At 72.5% G+C, this 20,278-nt stretch carries 16 protein-coding genes; 6 read left to right on the forward strand and 10 right to left on the reverse strand.

Annotated features, from left to right (window positions below; genetic code table 11):
* Positions 1 to 565 precede the first annotated feature (565 nt).
* Complete coding sequence (gene holA / locus FAF44_RS14455) at positions 566 to 1,537, forward strand: DNA polymerase III subunit delta (protein ID WP_237103648.1); 972 nt, start codon at positions 566 to 568, stop codon at positions 1,535 to 1,537.
* Positions 1,538 to 1,716: 179 nt separating this feature from the next.
* On the opposite strand, the gene FAF44_RS14460 is transcribed toward holA, so the two are convergent.
* The 6 genes from FAF44_RS14460 to FAF44_RS14485 all read right to left on the reverse strand — a co-directional run bounded on the left by FAF44_RS14460 (position 1,717) and on the right by FAF44_RS14485 (position 10,521).
* Positions 1,717 to 2,409, reverse strand: a complete 693-nt coding sequence (locus FAF44_RS14460; protein ID WP_237103649.1) for an ABC transporter ATP-binding protein — start codon at positions 2,407 to 2,409, stop codon at positions 1,717 to 1,719.
* Entirely contained in the window at positions 2,402 to 3,328 is a 927-nt protein-coding gene (locus tag FAF44_RS14465; protein ID WP_237103650.1) for an ABC transporter ATP-binding protein, read from the reverse strand. Before FAF44_RS14465 ends, FAF44_RS14460 begins: the two co-directional genes overlap by 8 nt.
* Positions 3,325 to 5,913: an FtsX-like permease family protein gene (locus FAF44_RS14470; RefSeq protein ID WP_237103651.1), complete on the reverse strand. Its 2,589-nt coding sequence runs from the start codon at positions 5,911 to 5,913 to the stop codon at positions 3,325 to 3,327. Before FAF44_RS14470 ends, FAF44_RS14465 begins: the two co-directional genes overlap by 4 nt.
* Positions 5,910 to 8,969: an ABC transporter permease gene (locus FAF44_RS14475; protein ID WP_237103652.1), complete on the reverse strand. Its 3,060-nt coding sequence runs from the start codon at positions 8,967 to 8,969 to the stop codon at positions 5,910 to 5,912. Before FAF44_RS14475 ends, FAF44_RS14470 begins: the two co-directional genes overlap by 4 nt.
* 184 nt (positions 8,970 to 9,153) lie before the next feature.
* A complete protein-coding gene (gene rpsT, locus FAF44_RS14480) occupies positions 9,154 to 9,426 on the reverse strand; it encodes a 30S ribosomal protein S20 (protein ID WP_237103653.1) in 273 nt (90 codons plus the stop codon).
* Positions 9,427 to 9,534: 108 nt separating this feature from the next.
* Positions 9,535 to 10,521: a glycosyl hydrolase family 18 protein gene (locus tag FAF44_RS14485; RefSeq protein ID WP_237103654.1), complete on the reverse strand. Its 987-nt coding sequence runs from the start codon at positions 10,519 to 10,521 to the stop codon at positions 9,535 to 9,537.
* Positions 10,522 to 10,535: 14 nt separating this feature from the next.
* Between FAF44_RS14485 and lepA the strand changes: the two genes are divergently transcribed.
* Both lepA and FAF44_RS14495 read left to right on the forward strand, forming a co-directional pair.
* Positions 10,536 to 12,407 carry a translation elongation factor 4 gene (gene lepA / locus FAF44_RS14490; RefSeq protein ID WP_237103655.1) on the forward strand — a complete coding sequence of 624 codons (1,872 nt, stop codon included), beginning with the start codon at positions 10,536 to 10,538 and terminating at the stop codon, positions 12,405 to 12,407.
* Positions 12,408 to 12,447: 40 nt separating this feature from the next.
* Positions 12,448 to 12,939, forward strand: a complete 492-nt coding sequence (locus tag FAF44_RS14495) for a GNAT family N-acetyltransferase (protein ID WP_237103656.1) — start codon at positions 12,448 to 12,450, stop codon at positions 12,937 to 12,939.
* A 25-nt stretch (positions 12,940 to 12,964) separates the two neighbouring features.
* On the opposite strand, the gene FAF44_RS14500 is transcribed toward FAF44_RS14495, so the two are convergent.
* Together FAF44_RS14500 and ccmA are read right to left on the reverse strand one after the other, a co-directional pair.
* The gene (locus FAF44_RS14500) at positions 12,965 to 14,494 is read right to left on the reverse strand and encodes a DUF6297 family protein (protein WP_237103657.1); all 1,530 of its coding nucleotides are present in this window, start codon (positions 14,492 to 14,494) and stop codon (positions 12,965 to 12,967) included.
* Complete coding sequence (gene ccmA / locus FAF44_RS14505) at positions 14,491 to 15,114, reverse strand: heme ABC exporter ATP-binding protein CcmA (protein ID WP_237103658.1); 624 nt, start codon at positions 15,112 to 15,114, stop codon at positions 14,491 to 14,493. Before ccmA ends, FAF44_RS14500 begins: the two co-directional genes overlap by 4 nt.
* 145 nt (positions 15,115 to 15,259) lie before the next feature.
* On the opposite strand from ccmA, the gene FAF44_RS14510 reads away from it, so the two are divergent.
* Both FAF44_RS14510 and FAF44_RS14515 read left to right on the forward strand, forming a co-directional pair.
* The gene (locus FAF44_RS14510; RefSeq protein WP_237103659.1) at positions 15,260 to 15,571 is read left to right on the forward strand and encodes a hypothetical protein; all 312 of its coding nucleotides are present in this window, start codon (positions 15,260 to 15,262) and stop codon (positions 15,569 to 15,571) included.
* Positions 15,572 to 15,627: 56 nt separating this feature from the next.
* A complete protein-coding gene (locus FAF44_RS14515; RefSeq protein ID WP_237103660.1) occupies positions 15,628 to 16,269 on the forward strand; it encodes an MOSC domain-containing protein in 642 nt (213 codons plus the stop codon).
* 171 nt (positions 16,270 to 16,440) lie between these two features.
* Here the strand turns inward: FAF44_RS14515 and FAF44_RS14520 are convergent, their stop codons facing one another.
* Both FAF44_RS14520 and FAF44_RS14525 read right to left on the reverse strand, forming a co-directional pair.
* A complete protein-coding gene (locus tag FAF44_RS14520) occupies positions 16,441 to 17,685 on the reverse strand; it encodes a glycoside hydrolase family 18 protein (protein ID WP_237103661.1) in 1,245 nt (414 codons plus the stop codon).
* 48 nt (positions 17,686 to 17,733) lie between these two features.
* Positions 17,734 to 18,963: a styrene monooxygenase/indole monooxygenase family protein gene (locus FAF44_RS14525; protein WP_237103662.1), complete on the reverse strand. Its 1,230-nt coding sequence runs from the start codon at positions 18,961 to 18,963 to the stop codon at positions 17,734 to 17,736.
* A 92-nt stretch (positions 18,964 to 19,055) separates the two neighbouring features.
* Here FAF44_RS14525 and hemW point away from each other — a divergent pair, with 92 nt between their 5' ends.
* Entirely contained in the window at positions 19,056 to 20,276 is a 1,221-nt protein-coding gene (hemW, locus tag FAF44_RS14530; protein WP_237103663.1) for a radical SAM family heme chaperone HemW, read from the forward strand.
* Positions 20,277 to 20,278: the final 2 nt, after the last annotated feature.

Raw genomic sequence — 20,278 nt, forward strand, 5'->3', positions numbered from 1 at the left:
TGTGGCTGTCGTCACTCGAACAGGTGGCGGTTGGCCCGGGTCCAGGACAGTCTTTCGCGGCCGGATTCGCCGTCCAGGTAGGTGAGGAGTTCGCGGCTGATCGTCACCGCCTTCCCCTTCCCGGCCGTGCCCGCTCGCCGAGTGTCGGCCTCCGGCGTCTCGGCACGAGACGAGACCGGCCGGTCCGGGGTGCCCCAGCAGGCAGGCTGGGGTGTCTCGTCGAACACCGGCCACGTGCGGGTGGCTCGCAGGTCTGAGGCGTTCCGCGTGATGACCGAGGGCGGTTGGGGCGTCGGTTCATGGTGTCGCGTCTTGTTGGACGCCGGTCGTGTGTGGTTCGCGGGTCTGGGGTGTTCGGGGTGGGCTGGGTTCGGCATGAGACGAAGACCGGCGGCTGGAGCGCCGGGAGGTGTCCGGCGCGGGCGTGGTGCGGGCGTGGTGCGGAGGGAGCTTGGCCACCAGCCGCGTTCGCCGTCCCAGCGGTGTTGCCGGGTCGGCGGGATTTCTGGGGGAGGGGAGGGCATCGAGTACCAGGTTGTCGGCGGCGCATGGCATGCTGCCTGACATGGCGGGAACCGATCCAGCACCTGTGACACTGGTCGTCGGCGACGAAGAGTTGCTGGCCGAGCGGGCGGTGAGCGGTGTCGTGGCGGCGGCGCGGGCCGTCGACCCCGGTGCCGAGGTGCATGACCTGCTGGGGAGCAAGATCACGACGGGGGAGCTGACGCAGCTCACCTCGCCGTCGCTCTTCGGGGACCGCTCCGTGGTGGTGATCAGGTCGGCTCAGGACCTGCCGAAGGACGTCATCACCGAGATCGTGGCGTACGCCAAGCAGCCCGCTGAGGACACCGCGATCGTGCTGGCGCACTCCGGTGGGGTGAAGGGGAAGGCGCTGGTCGACGGGGTGAAGAAGGCCGGGGCCAAGGTGATCACGATCAACAAGGTCACCAAGGCCGGCGAACGGCTCGACTTCATCAAGGGCGAGTTCAAGCGCGCGGGGCGGAACATCTCCGGCGACGCGGTGCAGGCGCTGCTCGACGCGGTGGGGAACGATCTTCGGGAGTTGGCCGCCGCGTGCAACCAACTGGTGTTCGACACCGAGGACAAGACGATCGGCGCGGCGGCGGTCGCCCGGTATCACAAGGGGCGGGCCGAGGTCACCGGGTTCAACGTCGCCGACTCGGCCGTCGAAGGGCGGCTGGCGGATGCCCTGGAGCAACTGCGCTGGGCGCTCGGCACCGGGGTCGCCCCTGTGCTGCTGGTGAGCGCGCTGGCCGGTGGGCTGCGCTCGCTCGCCAAGGTCGGCAGCGCGCCGCGTAACCTGCGGGGCGGGCAACTGGCCAGTCACGTCGGCATGCCGCCGTGGAAGGTGGACCGGGTGCGGCGGCAACTCAACGGCTGGGGGCCGGACGGGCTGTCGCGGGCGATCCAGGCCGTGGCCGACGCGGATGAGCAGGTCAAGGGCGGGGGAGCGGATCCGGCGTACGCGCTGGAGCACACGGTCCAGGTCATCGTGGCCAGCCGGACCGGCCGGTGACGGCGGGCACCTCGACGTTCCGCAGGCCCATACGGCGCGACCCCGGGCATGCTGCCGGCAAGCACGCGCGCCGTGGCAAGGCGATCGCTACCGGTCCATGCGCTGCGGTCAGGCGAATGCCGTTTCCGGTAGATCCCCCCGGATGAGCGGGTGTGCCGCCACCGGCGCGTGGGCCGTCGTCAGGTGAGTGCCGCTTCTCGGACGACGCCGTCGTTGATCTCCAGGACCCGGTCCGCCAACGTCATCAGGCTCGGGTCGTGGGTGGCGACCAGCGCCGTGACCCCCTCACTCCGTACGAGCGCCCGCAGCAACTCCATGATCTGCCGCCCCGTCTGCGAGTCCAGTTGCCCGGTGGGCTCGTCGGCCACCAGCAGCCGGGGCCGGTTGGCCAGCGACCTGGCGATCGCCACCCGCTGCCGCTGCCCGCCGGACAGCTCGTACGGCCGCTGGTTGGCGTGCTGCTCCAGTCCGACGAGCGCGAGCAGCATGCGCACGCGGTCGTCCCGCTCCGCGACGGGTGTGCGCAGCAGCCGCATGGGCACGCCCACGTTCTCCGCCGCCGACAGCACCGGGATCAGCCCGAACGACTGGAAGACGAACCCGACGACGTCGCGACGCACGGCCAGCAGGTCGTCCTCGGACAGGGACGTGATCTCGCGCCCGTCCACCGTCACCCGGCCGGCGTCCGGTTTGTCCAGGCCGCCGATCTGGTTGAGCAGGGTGGTCTTGCCCGATCCGGACCGGCCGCGGATGGCGACCAGTTCCCCGGGGAGCACCGAGAACGACACGTCCCGCAGCGCCACGACCTCCTTGGGCCCGCTCCGGTAGACCTTGCGCAGCCCTTCGACCACGACCAGGGGCGATTCAGTCATTCGAGGGCTCCTCCCGGGCGGGCCACACGCCGATGTGGTCGGATTCGAGTTCGAGGCGCACCCGGCGTTCCATGTCGAGGGCGTTCATGAAGTCGCGGGGGAGTTGCAGGCGTCCGACGCGGTCGAGCACGGCGTACTCCTCGGCGACGATCTGCCCCTCCGCGCCCTCGCGCCGCAGCGTCTCGCTGCTGGTGCGCCCGTCGCGGATGCCGACCGTCCGGTCCACCTGCTCCGAGACCAGCGGGTCGTGCGTGACGATGACCACGGTCACCCCCAGTTCCCTGTTGGCCTTGCGCAGCGCGTCGAACACCTGCTCCGACGTCTCGCTGTCCAGCTCGCCCGTCGGCTCGTCGGCCAGGATGAGCTGGGGGGAGTTGGCGAGGGCGACGGCGATGGCGACCCGCTGCTGCTCGCCGCCGGACATCTCGGGGGCCCGGCGGTTCGCGCAGGAGGCGACGCCGAGCAGCTCCAGCAGTTCCTCCGCCCTCCGGCGCCGCCCGCGTGCGCCGCCGGACAGCTTCATCGGCAGCTCGACGTTCTCCCTGGCGGTCAGGTACGGCAGCAGGTTGCGCGCCGTCTGCTGCCAGATGAACCCCACCACCGATCGCCGGTAGCGCAGCCGGTCCTTGGCGTTCATCGACAGCAGGTCCATCCCGGCGACCCTGGCGACTCCGGCCGTCGGCACGTCCAGCCCGGACAGCACGTTGAGCAGGGTCGACTTGCCCGACCCCGACGCCCCGACGATGGCGACCAGCTCGCCCTTGTCGATCACGAGGTCCAGCCCCTGCAACGCGACGACCTCGACGCCCTCGGTCTTGTAGATGCGGACGAGGTTGTCGCACACGATGTGCGCGTCGCCGCCGAACGCGGCGGCGGGCCGGGTGGCCTTGGCTTCCAGCTCTGACAGGGTCGGATTCATGTGAGGTCCCCCACTCGCAGGACGGCGCCGAGGCTGCGACGGCGGCTGATGGCGGTGTGCGCGTATGCGCCGAGGATGGCGACGGCGGCCAGCCCGGCCGCCAGCGCGCCGGGCAGGAACGGGTCGGGCGAGTAGTCGCCGACGGGCAGGTCGCCCGCGTACGACGACAGGTCCACGCCGGGCCCGAGCGCGGCGGGCAGGCCGAGTCCGAGTCCGAGCCCGGCCAGCGCGGTGACGACGATCATGGGCAGGATCTCCAGCACGGTGAGGCGCTGGGCCTGCGGCTCGGACAGGCCCAGCGTCCGCAGGAAGGACACCGCCCTGGCCCGCTCGGCCGCCCCGACGACCAGTGACAGGACGACGGCGACCAGCGCGTACGCCGCCAGCGCCACCGTCACCACCACGAGGGTCCAGCGTACGGTGCTGGTCAGCGGGTCGTCCTGGATGGCCCGCAGGGCGCTGTCCTGGGAGACGACGGTGGCCGATGGCACGAGCCGCGCCAGTTCGGGGAGCGCGGCGTCCCCCTTGATCAGCAGCGTGTTCACGGCGGGCCGGAGTTGCACGCCGATGGGCACGACCAGGAACTTGCCCTCGCTGCGGAAGCCGGGCACCGCCTCGATCACGCCGCGTTCGGCCAGCTTCAGCCGCGACTGCCAGCCGATCTCCAGCGTGCCCCGGCCGCGCAGGCCGGGCGAGACGAGCGCGCCGTCGGACAGCGGGGGCAGGCCGACCGGGGCGTCTTCGAGGATCCGCCGCCACTGGGCCACGTCCACGGCGATGGCGTCGGCCTGTTCGGCGCTGTAGCCGACCTGGACCCGTCCGGTCTGGGCGAGCACCACCTGCTCGACCCCGGCCAGGCCGCGCACCCGCTCGATCGTCGCGGCGGGGATCTCGCTCTCCGAGCTGACCCTGATCGGCGCGCCGACCTGCTGCCAGGACGCCAGCCGCTGCGTGCTCGCGATCCCGGAGGAGATCACGGACGCGAACACCGACACGCCCAGCGCGGGCAGCAGGATCAGCACCGGCAGCACGCTGCCGGAACGCGCCCTGGCTGCCCTGGTCAGCCCGAGGAACGGCACCGCCGCCCGGCCGCGTGAGGCCAGCCGGACGAGCAGCCGCAATGGGTACGGGTAGCAGCGCAACGTGACCAGCGCCGCCGCCACGGTCAGCACGATCGGCACCACGAGCAGGAACGGATCCTGTCCGGCCGCGGACTGGTCCGCGGCGCCCAGTCCCCGGGCGCGCAGCAGGTACGCCCCGGTCAGCGCGAGCACCACGACCAGCACTTCCAGCGTGATCCGCTTGGCGGACGGCCGGGTCGAGGCCACGTCCTCCCGCGGCTCGTGCAGCGGCGTGCGGTGGACGAGCGCCAGCCGCACGGCGGCGAAGCCGACGGCCACGACCACCACGATCACCGGCCCGGCGTGCACGATCGGCAGCACGGGGCCGGGCACGAGGTACGAGCCCGCGTACCCGATCAGCGCCGCGGGTGTCACCGCGAGCCCGGTCAGCGCCGCGGCGGTGCCCGCCACCTGCGGCAACGATCCGCCGCGGGCCCGTGCGAGGCTCAGCGTGTGCTCCAGCTTGTCGGCCAGGAGCTGCACGGCCAGCAGGATCACGCCGAGCGCCACCGCCAGCAGTCCGCCGAGCACCAGGTACATGACGGTCTGCGCGGTGGACAGCGAGGCCAGGAAGTCGCCGAGCAGCTTGGGCAGCGCGGTCTCGACGCGGTACTGGCTGCCGGTGGCCTGTAGTTGCACGACCCGGTCGAACTCGGCGACCGCGGCGCGCAGGGCGGGCACGTCCAGGGCGCCGGCCGCCCGCGCGTCCAGGGGCAGGATCCAGCGGTAGGCCAGGTTGCGTCCCTCGCCGCTGAGCACGCTCAGCCCGGCGTCGGACATCAGCGTGGTGGCGTGCCTGAGGTGGTCCTCGCCGCCGGGCGCCTTCTGCTCGATGACGTGCAGGATGTCGGAGTTGTGGGACCAGTAGCGGTCGCCGGGGTCCTTGGCGCGGAAGGCGCCGACGATCTTCACGGCGGCGTAGTCGTTCTCGCCGAGGACCACCGTCTGGCCCAGCCGCAGGCCCATCAGGGGCAGGGCCTCCTCGACGAGCCCGACCTCGATGACGGGGATCGTCTCGCCCTCGAACCGCATCGTGGCGGGCGCGCCGGGGGCCCGTCCCTGGACCCAGTCCACGCGCCGGTCCGCGTCGGACAGCCAGCCCAGGTTGACGTACGCCTTGCCGCCGGTGCCGGTGACCGGCGTGAGCGTGGTCTTGGCGCTCATGTGGCCGCCGCCGGCGGTCAGCGGGCGCAGCGGGGCGGGCAGGAGCTCGCGCCACAGACGCTCGCGGCTGTCGAACTGGGCGCGTTCGCGCAGGTCCTCGCCCCGCCTGAAGGACTCGGCGGTCACGGTCAGGTCGGTCTGGACGGCGGGCGCGCCGGTCAGCGCGCGGCGCAGCGCCTCGTCGTACGACGCCTGGGTGGTTCGCGGCAGCCCGGAGACCAGCAGGCAGGCGCTCAACGTCAGCACGAAGAGCACGGCCACCGTGCCCAGGTGCACCCGGGCGAGCAGCCAGATCCTCACTGTTCCTCCCGAAGGCCGTGCCCCTGGCGGCGCAGGTTGCGCGCCAGCCCGGCGACGATCGCGAACAGCACCGCCGCCACCAGCGCCAGCATCGCCGCGGTGGCCGCCCACGGGATGTCCAGCACCACGCCGGGCGTGACGGCCGCGGCCTGCCCGGTCAGCACGATGTGCGGCACCACCAGCACGCCGACGACGATCGCCAGCCCGGTGCCCGCCGCCAGCGACAGCCCCACCACGAACGCCTGCTCCATCGCCAGCATCCCGAACATCTGCCTGGAGCTCACCCCGAGCGCCCGCAGGATGGCGAACTCCGCCAGCCGCTCCCGCGCCGCCACTGCCGCGTTGACCAGGAACCCGAGCGCCGCGAACACCAGCGCCGCCAGGAACCCCAGCATCAGTGCCCCTTGCAGCCCGCTGGCCAGGGGGTCGTCCCGCAGGGTGGCGGCCAGCGCGCGTTCGTCGATGGCGGTGACGTCCCATTCGGGCCGGCTGCCGAGCGCCGCCGCGGCGGACGTGGTGTCCCCGGCGGCCAGCCACCATTCCGTGGCGGGCCGGGGGAGTTGCGCGGCGGCCAGTTCGTGCGTCTGCATCGTCGCCCAGTCCACGAGCACGGCCTGCTGCCCGGCCGCGGTCGTCGGCATCGTCTCCACCACGCCCACGACCTTGACCGTCATGACCCGGCGGTCGATGGCGGCCGGTCCGGTCTGGCCGAGGCCCAGTTTGAGTGAGGCGGCCAGGTCGGCGGTGAGCACCACGGGCATGGGACCGGGCTCGGGCCGTCCGACGAAGGGGGCGGTCGCGGGGCGGTCGTCGCCGGCGCTCAGCGTGAGCGCGGACGTCGTCACCGGCTGACCGTCGGCGCTCACGCCGCTCACCGTCAGCTCCGCGGTGCTCTCCTGCGCGCCCGCGACCAGGCCGAGCAGCGACACCGGGTACGTGATCGCGCCGCTGCGGCCCGCGAGCGCGCGCAGGTCCACCTCGATCTGGTTCGTCCCCGGCTTGAGCACACCGAGGGACACGTCACGCCAGACGCCGAGCCCGTCGGACAGCACCAGCCGCAGCGGCAGGTCCGCGCTCGCCTCGGCGGTCAGCCCCAGCTTGGCCGGCTGTCCGGGCAGGGCCAGGCCGCCGGCCCGATCGGCCGCCAGGGCCCGTGACAGCTCGCCGACGCTCTGCGCCGACAGATCGGGACGCAGGTGGAACAGCTCGCCCAGCTTGCCCGCGTCGAGCGCGAGCAACATCGCGTTCTCGCCGCTCACGTCGGTCTGGCCGCGGAAGCCGGGTGAGGCCGCGGTGACGCCGGGCAGCGCGGTGAACGCCGTGCCACGTCCGAGCGAGCCCAGCTCCGGGCCTTCCGCGGGTCCCGACAGCCGCAGGTCGGCCCCGGCCTGGTGGCGGGCCTGGTCGAGCTGCGAGGAGCGCCAGGTGGCGGCGGTGGCCAGGGAGACGATGCCGATCGCGATCGCCATCGTGAGCAGCAGCGCGGGCCCGGCGTACTTGAGCGGGCGTCTGCTCACCTGCCAGGCCCCGAGCGCGGGGGCGAGCGTGGGCCGCCGGGAGGTCACCCGCTCGGCCAGCCGCGACAGGCGCGGCACCAGCCGCAGGCCCAGCATGCCGCCGGTGAGCAGGGCCAGGGCCGGGCCGGAGATGATCAGCGGGTCGATGCCCAGCCCGCCCGCCGCCGTCGTGGTCACGGGCGCGCCGTAGCGCTGGAGCTGCCAGATGGCCAGCCCGGCCACGACCAGCAGCGCCAGGTCCGCGCCCGCCCGCTCGATGAGGCCGCGACCGCCGCCGCGCCCGCGCGCCGACTGCTCCTCCACGTACGTACGCCGCGCGCCCGCCAGCGCGGGCAGCATCAGCAGCACGGCCGAGGCCAGCGCCACCCCGAACGACACGAGGAAGGTCCCTGTGTCCGCCACCGGCGCCAGCCGCACGCCCGACGCCCTGATCCAGGGCAGCAGGTTGACCAGCCCGAGCAGCGGCGGCCCCAGGAACGGCGCCACGACCGCGCACGGCAGCGCCACGAGCAGCGCCTCCCCGCCCGCCAGCGCCGCCAGCCGCAGCGTGCCCGCGCCGCGCGAGCGCAGCAGCGCCACCTCCATGCGGCGGTGGTCGGCCAGCAGTCGCGCGGTCAGCATGAGCGCGTACGCGGCCAGCAGCAGCAGTTGCAGCACCGGGATCAGCATGGTGGAGCGGGCCACCAGCGAGGCGGTGTCGAGCTGGGTGAGCATCTCGGGCAGGTGGCTGGTGGCCACGCAGGGGCCGCAGCCGCCCGTCTTCAGCCGCTCGCCGACCTGGGCGATCGCCCCGGCCAGCGGGCGCAGCCGCTCCGGGGTGAGCGTGCGCAGGTCGGGCACGGCGGACCAGGTCGCGTTGACGTTCGTGGCGAAGCGGTCGATGAAGGTCTCGCGGGCCACCATGAGCGGTCCGTACGTGGTGAACGCGCCGCGCTCCGCGCCCCGGCTGAGCAGTTGCTCGCCGCTCCAGCGTTCGCCGAACGGGTCGTTGAGCTGGAAGACGCCGACCACGCGGACCTTGACGGGGCGGGGGTCGAGGCGTCCGCGCGTGGTGAACTCCCGTCCGGTCTCGAAGCCGGTCGCCGAGGCCGCCGACATCGAGATCGCCACCTCGACCGGGTCGCCGCCGGGCTTCGGCCAGGCGCCGGAGACCAGCCTGGCGTGCTGGTCGAGGCCGTCGTAGCTGCCGAACCTGAGTAGTTCGGGCTGCTCGCGGTCGTCCTGGCCGGGCATGGTGTAGGAGTCGGAGCGGAAGCTGGTGGTGACGGCGGGCGAGCCGGCGTAGGCGCGGGTCAGCTCCGCGCGGACGGACCGGTCGTACGCCGGGAACGTCTCCGCCGTCACGGGGGCGCTGATGGTGGCCGCGGTCTGCCGGTATGAGGCGGTCTCCATCGTCCTGCGGACGCCCGCGTCGGCGATGGAGGAGGCGTACATGGTCAGCGCCACCAGCGTGGTGGTGGCCAGCAGGATCGAGCCGAGGGCGGCCAGGAGGAGCAGCGGCTCGCTGAATGCCCGTTTGATGACCAACGGTGCCCGCATGTGTCCCCCCCTTACCCCGTTTAGTGCACCTTCGGGCAGGCGGAGGAGTGGGGGCAAGGCGATCTTTGCAACGGTGACGCACCCGATACGGCCGTGTGATATCGAAACTGTGACAAAATCGCGTGTACAACCGCGAAACGCCGCACCCCCTCAGGCGGGGGTGCGGCGTCCGGGAAAGCCTGGATTACTTGGCGCCGGCCAGGGCCGCGGCCTGCTTGGCGATCGCGGACTTGCGGTTGGCGGCCTGGTTCTTGTGGATGACGCCCTTGCTGACGGCCTTGTCGAGCTGACGGGCGGCGGCCCGCTGCAGAGCTGCGGCCTGCTCGACGTCGCCCTGCTCGGCGGCCTCGCGGAACTTGCGGACGGCCGTCTTCAGCGAGGACTTGACGGCCTTGTTGCGCAGACGAGCCTTCTCGTTCTGCTTGTTGCGCTTGATCTGGGACTTGATGTTCGCCACGAAGAAGCCTCGGTGAAGTCTGAAGTGATGGACGGGGCGCGCGGGCTCGAGAGAGGGCGCGCCACACGCAGTTGCCCAGGATACCAATAACTCAGGCGGCTGCTCAAATCAACGCCAGCGAGTCATGTACTCATGCCAATCCTCTTCCGTGGCGGCGAAGTCCACATAGAGGGCAAGACCGTACAGTTCGCGCGGTCCGTGCTCCGACAGCGCCAGCCTGGCGCCCTCGGCGGCCATCGCCACGCTCTCGGCGTGATCGGCCCATGCTATGCCGTGGTCATGGTAGGCGGGAGCGCCGATGTACAGGGCCTTGGACTCCGGGACCAGGTCGAGGGCGAGACCGGCCTGGCGGGTCACGTATCCGCCGTAGAGGGACTGGAGCGGGGTGAACGAGTCGTACGTCATGATCGCCACCTGGTCCACGCGGGCCACGACCTGCCGGAAGTACCCCTGCGACCAGTACTTGTCGTGGCCCAGGACCGCCCTGGCGGTCAGGCGCATGCCCGGGTACGGCGCGATCTGGGGCGTGGAGGCGGACAGCAGCTTCGTGTGCCGCCGCGTCCGCTCCAGGAGGTCGAGGAACTCGGTGTCGTCGTCGCCGATCGGCTCGAAGTTGTAGTGGATGCCGTCGTATCCCTGCTTCATGATCGCGGCGACGCCGGCCAGGACGTTCTCGCGGGAGCGGGCGTCGTCGAGGTCGAGGCCGTTCTTGACGGTCTGGCCGAGCCAGGCGGAGACGCGGATGCCGGGGAGGTGCGTGCGCATCCATTTAATGAAATTTCCGGCGCTGGGGTATTTGGCGGGATCAAGGCGCCCGTCCCACTCGAACGGGCCGGAGTGGACGTACACGTCCTTGACGCCGGTCGCGCGCAGCCGGACCGCGAGCCGCTCCACGTCCCGCTCGGAACGGCGGCCGTCCACCCACGCGTGGCCCAGCCACAGAGCGTCGTTGCCGGTGCTCTTCGCCCAGGCAGCCGGGGCACCGGTAAACTGGATACGGAGCGCGGCGGCGAGGATGCCACCCAGCGCGACCACGACGGCCAAGGCAAGCGCGACCAGGCGCAGGCCGCGGCGGATGACGGTTCGGGCAATCACCCGGGCATGTCACCATGGAAGACTGCTTGACCTCAACCCTGTTGAAACGGACTTCGGTGCGCACTCAGCCTGGCCAGACCGACCCCGCGGTGATCCGAAACTTCTGCATCATCGCACACATCGACCATGGCAAGTCGACCCTTGCCGACCGGATGCTGCAGATCACCGGCGTGGTCGAGGAACGTGCGATGCGCGCGCAGTACCTCGACAGGATGGACATCGAGCGCGAGCGCGGCATCACGATCAAGTCGCAGGCCGTCCGGCTCCCGTGGGACGGTCACGTGCTCAACATGATCGACACCCCCGGGCACGTCGACTTCACCTACGAGGTCTCCCGGTCGCTGCAGGCGTGCGAGGGCGCGGTCCTGCTCGTCGACGCGGCGCAGGGCATCGAGGCGCAGACCCTGGCCAACCTCTACCTGGCGATGAACGCCGACCTGCACATCATCCCCGTCCTCAACAAGATCGACCTGCCGGCGGCGCAGCCGGAGAAGTTCGCCGAGGAGCTGGCGGGGCTGATCGGCTGCGATCCGTCCGACGTGCTCAAGGTGTCCGGCAAGACCGGCGAGGGCGTGCGCGAGCTGCTCGACCACGTGGTGGCCACGGTGCCCGCCCCGGTCGGCGTCGCCGACGCGGCGGCCAGGGCGCTGATCTTCGACTCCGTCTACGACACCTACCGCGGCGTGGTGACCTACGTCCGGGTCATCGACGGCCATCTGAGCAAGCGCGAGCGCATCCTCATGATGTCCACCGCCGCCACCCACGAGACGCTGGAGATCGGCGTCATCTCGCCGGAGCCCAAGCCCGCCGACCTCGGGCTCGGCGTGGGCGAGGTGGGCTACCTCATCACCGGCGTGAAGGACGTGCGCCAGTCGAGGGTCGGCGACACCGTCACCTCGTCCGTCAAGCCCGCCAAGGAGATGCTGGCCGGCTACGAGCACCCCAAGCCGATGGTGTTCTCCGGCCTGTACCCCATCGACGGCGACGAGTACCCCGAGCTGCGCGAGGCGCTCGACAAGCTGCAGCTCAACGACGCCGCGCTGGTCTACGAGCCGGAGACGTCGGCGGCGCTCGGGTTCGGCTTCCGGGTCGGCTTCCTCGGGCTGCTGCACATGGAGATCGTGCGCGAGCGGCTGGAGCGCGAGTTCGGCCTGTCGCTGATCTCCACCGCGCCCAACGTCGTCTACCGCGTGGTCATGGAGGACGAAAAGGAGCTGACGGTCACCAACCCGTCCGAGTTCCCCACCGGCGGCAAGATCGCGCAGGTCTTCGAGCCGGTCACCAAGTCCACGATCCTGGCGCCGTCGGAGTTCATCGGCGCGATCATGGAGATCTGCCAGGGGCGGCGCGGCCAGCTCCTCGGCATGGACTACCTGTCGGAAGACCGCGTCGAGATCCGCTACACGCTGCCGCTCGGTGAGATCATCTTCGACTTCTTCGACCAGCTCAAGTCGCGCACCCGCGGTTACGCCTCGCTCGACTACGAGCCCGCCGGCGAGCAGGAGTCCGAGCTGGTCAAGGTCGACATCCTGCTGCAGGGTGAGGCCGTCGACGCCTTCAGCGCCATCGTGCACAAGGACAAGGCCTACGGCTACGGCGTAGACATGGCGAAGAAGCTGCGCGAGCTGATCCCCAGGCAGCAGTTCGAGGTGCCGATCCAGGCCGCCATCGGCGCCAGGGTCATCGCCCGCGAGAACATCCGCGCCATCCGCAAGGACGTGCTGGCCAAGTGCTACGGCGGTGACATCTCGCGTAAGCGCAAGCTGCTGGAGAAGCAGAAGGAAGGCAAGAAGCGGATGAAGATGGTCGGCCGGGTCGAGGTGCCCCAGGAGGCCTTCGTCGCCGCGCTGTCCACCGATTCGAGCGGCGACAAGACCAAGAAGTAGCCGCTTTCAGGGCGCGGAGGCGGCTGAATACCCTGAAAGCATGGAAGTTGTGCGGACGGCACGATTGGTGCTCTCCCGGGTGATGCCCGAGGACCTGGATGCCGTCCACGAGATCCATTCCGATCCGCGTACGAGTGTGTACCATCCCGGCGGCCCCGTCACCGACCTGGAGGCCAGCCGGGCCATGCTCGACCTGTGGCTGGCCGACTGGGACGAGCGGGGCCTCGGCTACTGGGCCGCCCGGCTGCCGGCAGATCCGCGCGTCCTCGGCTTCGGCGGCCTGCGCCACGCGGTGGTGGACGGGGCCCAGGTGCTCAACCTGTACTACCGCTTCCGGCCGTCGGCCTGGGGGCACGGGTACGCGGTCGAGCTCGCCAGGGCCGCGCTGCGGGTCGGCAAGCGGCTCGGCACCGTGGTGGCGGTGATCAGGGACGTCAACCTGCCCTCACACCGGGTCGCCGAGCGGGCCGGGATGCGCAAGGACCGCACCATCCCGTACGGCGGGGTGCCGAGCGACCTGTACGTCGCCTGACCCCTCGCGTCACGTCCGGCTCAGCTCATCTCGCCCTGCCGCCCGTGCGGGCCCGCCACAGGTACCCCGCCAGCACCACCACGCTCAGCACCCCCTGCGCCACCAGGAACGGAGCCGGTGCGGCCGGCTGGAGGACCAGCGCCACGGCGGTGGGCAGGCAGCCGAGCAGGGCCAGGTCGGGCCCGGTGGCCGCCCAGAACAGCGGCCCGGTGGGGACGGGACCCGACGGCGTGTCCAGCACCGGCATGGAGTGGTCGACCGGGTCGCGCCTGGCCATCCGCAGGGCCGCCGCCGCCAGTGCCGGTGCGGCCAGGGGCCCGAACAACCACCAGACCCCGGTGCCGTCGAGGGCCGTGGCCGTTTCGGCGGTGAGCGGGCCGGAGGTCAGGGCCAGGCCGGTCAGCGCCAGGGCCGCCCACGCGCCGGCCAGCAGTCCGGGCAGCACCGCGCGGGCCGCCAGCGCCTGGCGCGGGCCCACGCCGGCGAGCCTGGCCAGGGCCGGGTTGTCGGCGTCCCGGCGCGCGCCGGAGGTGCTCAGGGAGGCCACGGCCAGCGCGCCCGCCAGCACGGCTGCCCCGAGGGCCGCCGGAGGACCTCCGGCCTGGGCCAGCACCGCGGGCAGCGCCGCCGTCCCGGCCATCGCCGCCAGCCGTCCGCGCCTGCGGGCCAGCCGCCGCCAGTCGTGCCAGGCCAGCGCGAACGGCCCCGGCAGCGACGGCCAGCGCCTTGAGGTGAGCTTCCTGGCCCGCCAGTGGTTGTCCTCGGCGATCCAGGTGAGCACGCCCGGGTCGAGCATCGTGGCCGCGCTCGCCACGTGACCGGCCCGGGTCGAGGAGGCCAGGAGCTTACGGGTGGGGATCCGGTCGAGGGCGGTCCACGCCTGCCGTACGAGCAGTCCGGAGAACAGCGCGGCGCCGGACATGGCGGCGGTGAGCGCCGGCAGGGGCGCGCCCGCCGCGATGGCCGCCACCGTACGGAGCTGTCCCGTCACCGCCACCAGGGCCAGCGCGAGCAGCACGCCGATGGCGCAGGTCAACCACACCTGCCACGTCTGGGACGCCTGTCCGAGTACGGCCAGCGCCATCCCGCCCACGGTCGCCGACACGCCCGCGACCAGCGCGCCCAGCACCCGCCAGACGAGCTCGTCCGGCGCGCCCAGCACGGCCACCAGCATCACGCCGAGCAGCACGCCGGCCGCCAGCGCGACCAGTGCCAGCAGGCGGGCGGAACGGGCGAGCACCTGCCGCCGGTTCAGCGGCGAGAGCAGCAGCCAGGACGCGTCGGAGGAGGGCAGCAGCACCGGCCCCGCCGCGCGGGCCGCGGCCAGGAAGGCGGCCAGGCCGAGCGCGAGCAGCGCCATCCCCGCGCCCGAACGCGCCGGATCGACCGGCCCCGCCAGGCCCGCGAACATCTCGGTCACGGGCCGGCCCGCCACGGCGACGAACATCAGCAGGCCGAACGCGGACGTGTAGCGGTCCACCACGCCGGTACGGGCGCGGCCACGCGAGCTCAGGTACGCCCGCACCGCCCGCACGCCGCTCGCCTGGGCGCTCACGCGCTCACTCCCGTCGGGACGAACCGGCGGCCCACGGCGGCCAGGCCCTGGTCATGGGTGGCCATGACGACGGTGCCGCCCTCGTCGGCGTACTCGCCGAGCAGGCCGGTGAGGCGGTTGCGGAAGTTCTCGTCGAGACCGCGTTCGGGCTCGTCGAGGAGCAGCAGCGTGCTCGGACGCAGCAGCGCCGAGGCCAGGCACAGCCGCTGGCGCTGGCCCGTCGAGAGGTTCAGCGGTGGTGCGTCGGCCCGCTCCACCAGCGCGAACGTCTCCAGCGCCGCCTCCACCGGCATCCGGGCCCGTCCGTGCACGGCTCCCATCAGCTCCAGGTGCTCGCGCGCCGTGAGACCCGGGTACCAGGCCGGTTCGTCGCCCAGCAGCGCCACCCGGCTCCAGAACCCGGCGTCGTCGGCCGGGGGCCGGCCGAACACCCGTACCTCGCCGGAGGTGACGGGCTGCAGGCCGGCCAGGCAGCGCAGCAAGGTGGACTTGCCCGATCCGTTCGGACCGACGACGGCCACGATCTCTCCTGGCTCCACGGTCAGGTCCAGGTCGCGCAGCACGGGATTGCCGCCGAGGTCCACGGTGAGGGCGGTCACGCCGATGATCGAGTCGTACACCGTTCGAGCGTAGCCACCTTCGGCAACGAACGCGCATCGCCCGCCGGGGCCGAATCCCTCCGCGGAATCCCCGGCTGCGTAAGGGATTCTGTCGGTGCCGCCGTCTACGTTCTATAACCGAACACCTGTGCGACTGGAGGGTAGCGTGATTGCTTCTGAGCGATTCGAGCGTGCCGCGGTGCTGGGGGTCGCGGTGGCGGAGGAGACCCGGCGGCTGCTGCGGCTCCATCTCGACAGGGAGGAGGAGGGCGCCGACGGCACGGTCCTCGTGGACGTGCCGTATCCCGACGCGGCCGTCGTCGCGGCGCTGCTCGACGTGGCGGCCGAGTGCTTCGGCGAGCACGGGGGCTCGGTCGAGGAGACCCGGCAGGCGGCGCTGGAGTCGTTGTTACAGCTCGCGGGCTTCGACGAGGAGTCCCAGCTCAACCAGCAGGGCGCACGCGACGGGCGTAGGTGACTGCCTGAGCCCGGCCGGCTCGCCTGGGGGAAGACGTCCGGGTTAACGTGCTGGGTATGCGCATTCTTTCGGTGAACGTGGGCCGGTCGGTCGACGCCGCCTGGGCGGGCGGCCTCGGGCGTACGGCGATCGACAAGCGCGCGGTCGCGCACCGGGTCGCGGTGCTGGCCAACGGCCTGGCCGGCGACGAGCGGGCCGACAGCGAGCACCACGGCTCCTCCGACCAGGCCGTCTACTCCTACGCCAGGGAAGACTACGACTGGTGGGCCGGTGAGCTGGGCCGCCCGCTGCGCGACGGGCAGTTCGGCGAGAACCTGACCACCTCGGGCATCGACCTCAGCCGCGCCCTCGTCGGCGAGCGGTGGCGGGTGGGCAGCGCCCTGCTGGAGGTGACCAAGCCCCGGACCCCGTGCGTGGTGTTCCGCAACTGGATGGACGAGCCCGGCTGGGTCAAGCGGTTCACGCGGGAGGGGCGGACGGGGGCGTACCTGCGGGTGGTCGAGACCGGCGAGCTGGGTCCGGGGGACGACGTGGAGGTCGTCTCGCGGCCCGAGGTGGGCGTGAGCATGGCCGACTGGTTCCGGGCCCGGCACGGCGACCCGGACGCGCTGCGCCGGATCCTCGCCGTGCCGGGACACGCCGCCAGATGGGACGAGATGGCCGAGCGCGTCCTGGCGCCCGGCCCCACCACCGGCTGAGCTCCGTGCGAGCTGTCCGGCCTCGGTGCACTCGGCCGAGGCGGGGCCGGGTTCGGTCAGGTCGGCCGGGCCTCGATGAGGCTGCGCCGGGTCCGGTCGAGACCTTCCGGGCCCGGCGAACTCGGCCCGGGGCCGGATCAGGCCCGGTGCACCCCACCGGGCCCCGGGATGTCAGCGGAGGATCGAGTAGAGGGCCGAGGTGAGGGAGGCGCGGTCGTCGTCCTGGTCGATGGACCACATCATCGACCCGCCGAGCCCCTTGAGCCGGATGTAGGCCGCCTTCTGCACCAGCACCGCCGGATCGTCGTACGACCAGAACTCGTTCCCGTCGTAGAGCCACATGGCCCCGGTGCGCAGGTCGCGGTGGCGCTTGCCCGGCTTGGCGACCAGATCCTTGTAGTCCTCGCTGCCCGGCGCCCACCTGCCGGGCGCGGGGCCGGTGGCGGGCTGGTAGAGGCCGTCGCCGCCACCGGTCACGCCCGTCCAGCCCTGCCCGTACGCGGGCACGCCGATCACGAGCTTGCGGGCGGGCGCGCCGCGCGCGAGGTAGTCGCGCACGGTCTGGTCCACGCTGTAGCGCACCGGGTTCGGGTCCCGGCGATCGGTGAGCAGGTTGCCGTTGTGGCCGGTCCGCGGCTCCCAGGTGCCGTGCAGGTCGTACCCCTGCACGGTGGCGAAGTCGAGCTGCCGGAAGACGTCGCGTACCTCGAACCCGGCGTCGATCTTGGCGGCGGCGGCCGGGAGGAAGGCGGTGAGCTGCGCGGCGGGGGAGAAGGCGCGCAGTTGCGCGCGCAACTCGGTGGCGAACAGCGTGAAGTTCCGCCTGTCCGCGGGCCTGATCACGTTGCCCTCGGCCCCGGCCGAGCCCGGCCACTCCCAGTCGAGGTCGATCCCGTCGAACACGCCCGCGCCCGCACCCGGTTCGAGGCCCGGCAGGTCGCCGCGCAGCCACAGGTCGACGCACGAGCGTGCCAGCGCGGCGCGGGACTCCGGGGTGAGGACGGCGTCGGAGAAGTACGCGGAGCCGGTCCAGCCGCCCAGCGAGATCATCACCTTGAGTCCGGGGTGCTTGGCCTTGAGCTTGCGGAGCTGGTTGAGGTTGCCGTTGAGCGCCTGCCCGGGAGCGTCCGCGACGCCGTCCACGCTCTGCTCGGCCGGGACCGGCCGCTGCCAGTCGGCCCACGGGTCGGCCGAGTAGCAGCCGCCTTCGGCGTTGACGAACCCGAACGCGTAGTTCAGGTGCGTGAGCTTGGCCGCGGCGCCGGTGACGTCCACGTCCTTGACGTGGTAGTCCCGCCCGTAGACGCCCCACTGGATGAAGTACGCCACGCGGTGGAAACCGGCGCGGGCCTCGGCGGGCACGGCGATCGCCGTGAGGCCGAGTAAGAGCGACAGCGCGAGCAGGATCTTCTTCATGGAGCGGCTCCCGGAACTGCGCACTTATATAGGAAACTTTCCTATAAGTTAGACGCGATCGTAGAGGCGCTCCTCACCCCCGTCAACGATTCGCGCGACCGCCTCCGGGCTCGACAGCAGCGCCCACGCGGACCGGGGGTCGGAGAACAGCCCGGCCATGACGTCGGCGATGTCCTGCCTGGTCGTGGCCGCTGCCATCAGCCGCATGACATGCTCGGCCGGAGGCTGCAGGAACGCGTTCGTCCAGTTCGTGACCGGGCCGCCCACCTCCCACATGCGCTCCGCCGTGGCCCGGCCGAAGGCGGCGTCGTACGGTCCGCCCGCGGCGATGGCGTCGGCCGCGATCCAGGCGCACGCCGAGCCCAGGTTCGCGCCCTGGCCGGTGATCGGGTCGTTGACGATCCAGGCGTCGCCGACGGCCAGCGCGATCCGCCCGCTCGGCAGTTCCGCCACCGGGCGCCGCACCGTGGGCGTGATCGCGCCCTGCAGCAGGTCGTCCGGGCCCAGCAGCTCGAACGCCGCCGCGTCCACCGCCTCGGCCAGCCGCGGCGTGTGCTCGCGGAACAGCGCCAGCAGCGCGGCGGGCACCTCGTCCCAGGGCATCCGGGTGACCGGCTCCAGCGGGCCGCCGGGGACCGCCTCCAGGATGAGGGCGGAGGCCACCCCCTCACGCGTCACGAACGGGGCGCGGAAGATCTCGCCGACGCCGCCGGAGATGTTGAAGGAGAAGGTCCGGCCCATGCCGTCCAGCCCGCGGTACAGGCCCGCCGCCAGCAGGCGCTGCGGCCGGTCGTACGGGCAGCGCCCGGGGTCGCGCGGGAACAGCTCGGCCACCGACCGCCGTCCCGCGGTGACCACCATCAGCTCGTGCCGCCGCGACCAGCGGTCGATCCGCGCCGCGTCCGGCGGCGTGCCGGTCACCACGATCTCCCCGCCGCGACCGGCGAAGTCGTCCATGAGCGCCGGGACGAGCAGCCGGAAGTCCACCGCGTGGAACGGCTCGCCGAAACTCCCCGTGAACTCCAGCGGCGGATCCCCCTTGATCGACAATGAGGCGCTGGGCATGATCGCGCCGGGGTCCCGGAAGTGCTCGGAGCCCAGCTCCCGCTCCCGCGCCTGGGTGTGGCCCGCCCGCCCGACCGTGTTCGGCAGCCGCCCCCCGCGCAGGCCGTCGGGATCGTGCTCGCTGTAGAGCGTCGCCCCGACGCCGAGCTGCTGCAGCCGCAGCGCGAGGACGAGCCCGGAGATTCCCGCCCCGACGATACCGATGCCTGTCATCGTGGTTTCCCCTTTGCCGGTGTGACATCAGTGGACCTCACGGTGTTCGCGGCCGGATCGGGCACCCTCGGGAGCCGGGCAGACTGGAAGGCGTGCCATCCACCCTGCCTGACGGCGATCCCGTGCCCACCTCGGGCGAGCTGCCCGACAGCGCCCTGAGCGGCCTCGGCGAGCGCCCGTTCGGCTTCTACGTGCACGTGCCGTTCTGCGTGACCCGCTGCGGCTACTGCGACTTCAACACCTACACCGCCGCCGAGCTGGGGCCCGGCGCCTCCCATCGAGACTACGCCGACACGGTGATCGAGGAGGTGCGCCTGGCGCGCCGCGTCCTGGGCGAGGCGAGCCTGCCGGTGCGGACGGTGTTCTTCGGCGGCGGCACGCCCACGCTGCTGCCGCCCGAGGACCTCGCCAGGATCCTGGCCGCGATCGACTCGGAGTTCGGCCTCGAACCAGGGGCCGAGGTCACCACGGAAGCCAACCCCGAGTCCGTTGACCCGTCCTACCTGGAGAAACTGCGCCACGGCGGCTTCAACCGGATCAGCTTCGGCATGCAGAGCGCCAGCGAGCACGTGCTGAGAGTGCTCGACCGGCGGCACACCCCCGGCCGGGCGGCGGCGGCCGTGCGGGAGGCCAGGCGGGCCGGGTTCGAGCACGTCAACCTCGACCTGATCTACAGCACGCCGGGGGAGAGCGACGACGACTGGCGGGCCTCGCTGGGCGCGGCGATCGAGGCCGGGCCCGACCACGTGTCGGCGTACTCGCTGATCGTCGAGGAGGGCACCAGGCTGGCGGCCCGGATCCGGCGCGGCGAACTGCCCATGCCCGACGACGACGTGGCCGCCGACCGCTACCTCATCGCCGACGAACTGCTGAGCGGGGCCGGCTTCCACTGGTACGAGGTGTCCAACTGGGCCCTCTCCGACGCGGCCCGCTGCCGGCACAACCTGCTCTACTGGACCGGCGGCGACTGGTGGGCGGCCGGCCCCGGCGCACACAGCCACGTCGGCGGCACCCGCTGGTGGAACGTCAAGCACCCCGCCGCCTACGCCCAGCGGCTGGCCGCCGGAGCCTCGCCCGCCCACGCGCGCGAGGTGCTCGGCCCGGACGACCGCGACGCCGAGCGGCTGATGCTGGAGCTGCGGCTGATCACCGGCTACCCGCTGGCGGAGGTGGCGCCGGCCGCGCGCACGGCGGTGGCCGGCGCCCTGGCCCGCGGGCTGCTGGAGCCCGGCGCGTTCAGGGCGGGGCGGCTGGTGCTGACCCTCCAGGGGCGGCTGCTGGCCGACGCGCTCGTCCGCGACCTCCTGGTGTAGTC

The organism is Nonomuraea sp. MG754425, from assembly GCF_021699195.1.
GTDB lineage: Bacteria > Actinomycetota > Actinomycetes > Streptosporangiales > Streptosporangiaceae > Nonomuraea.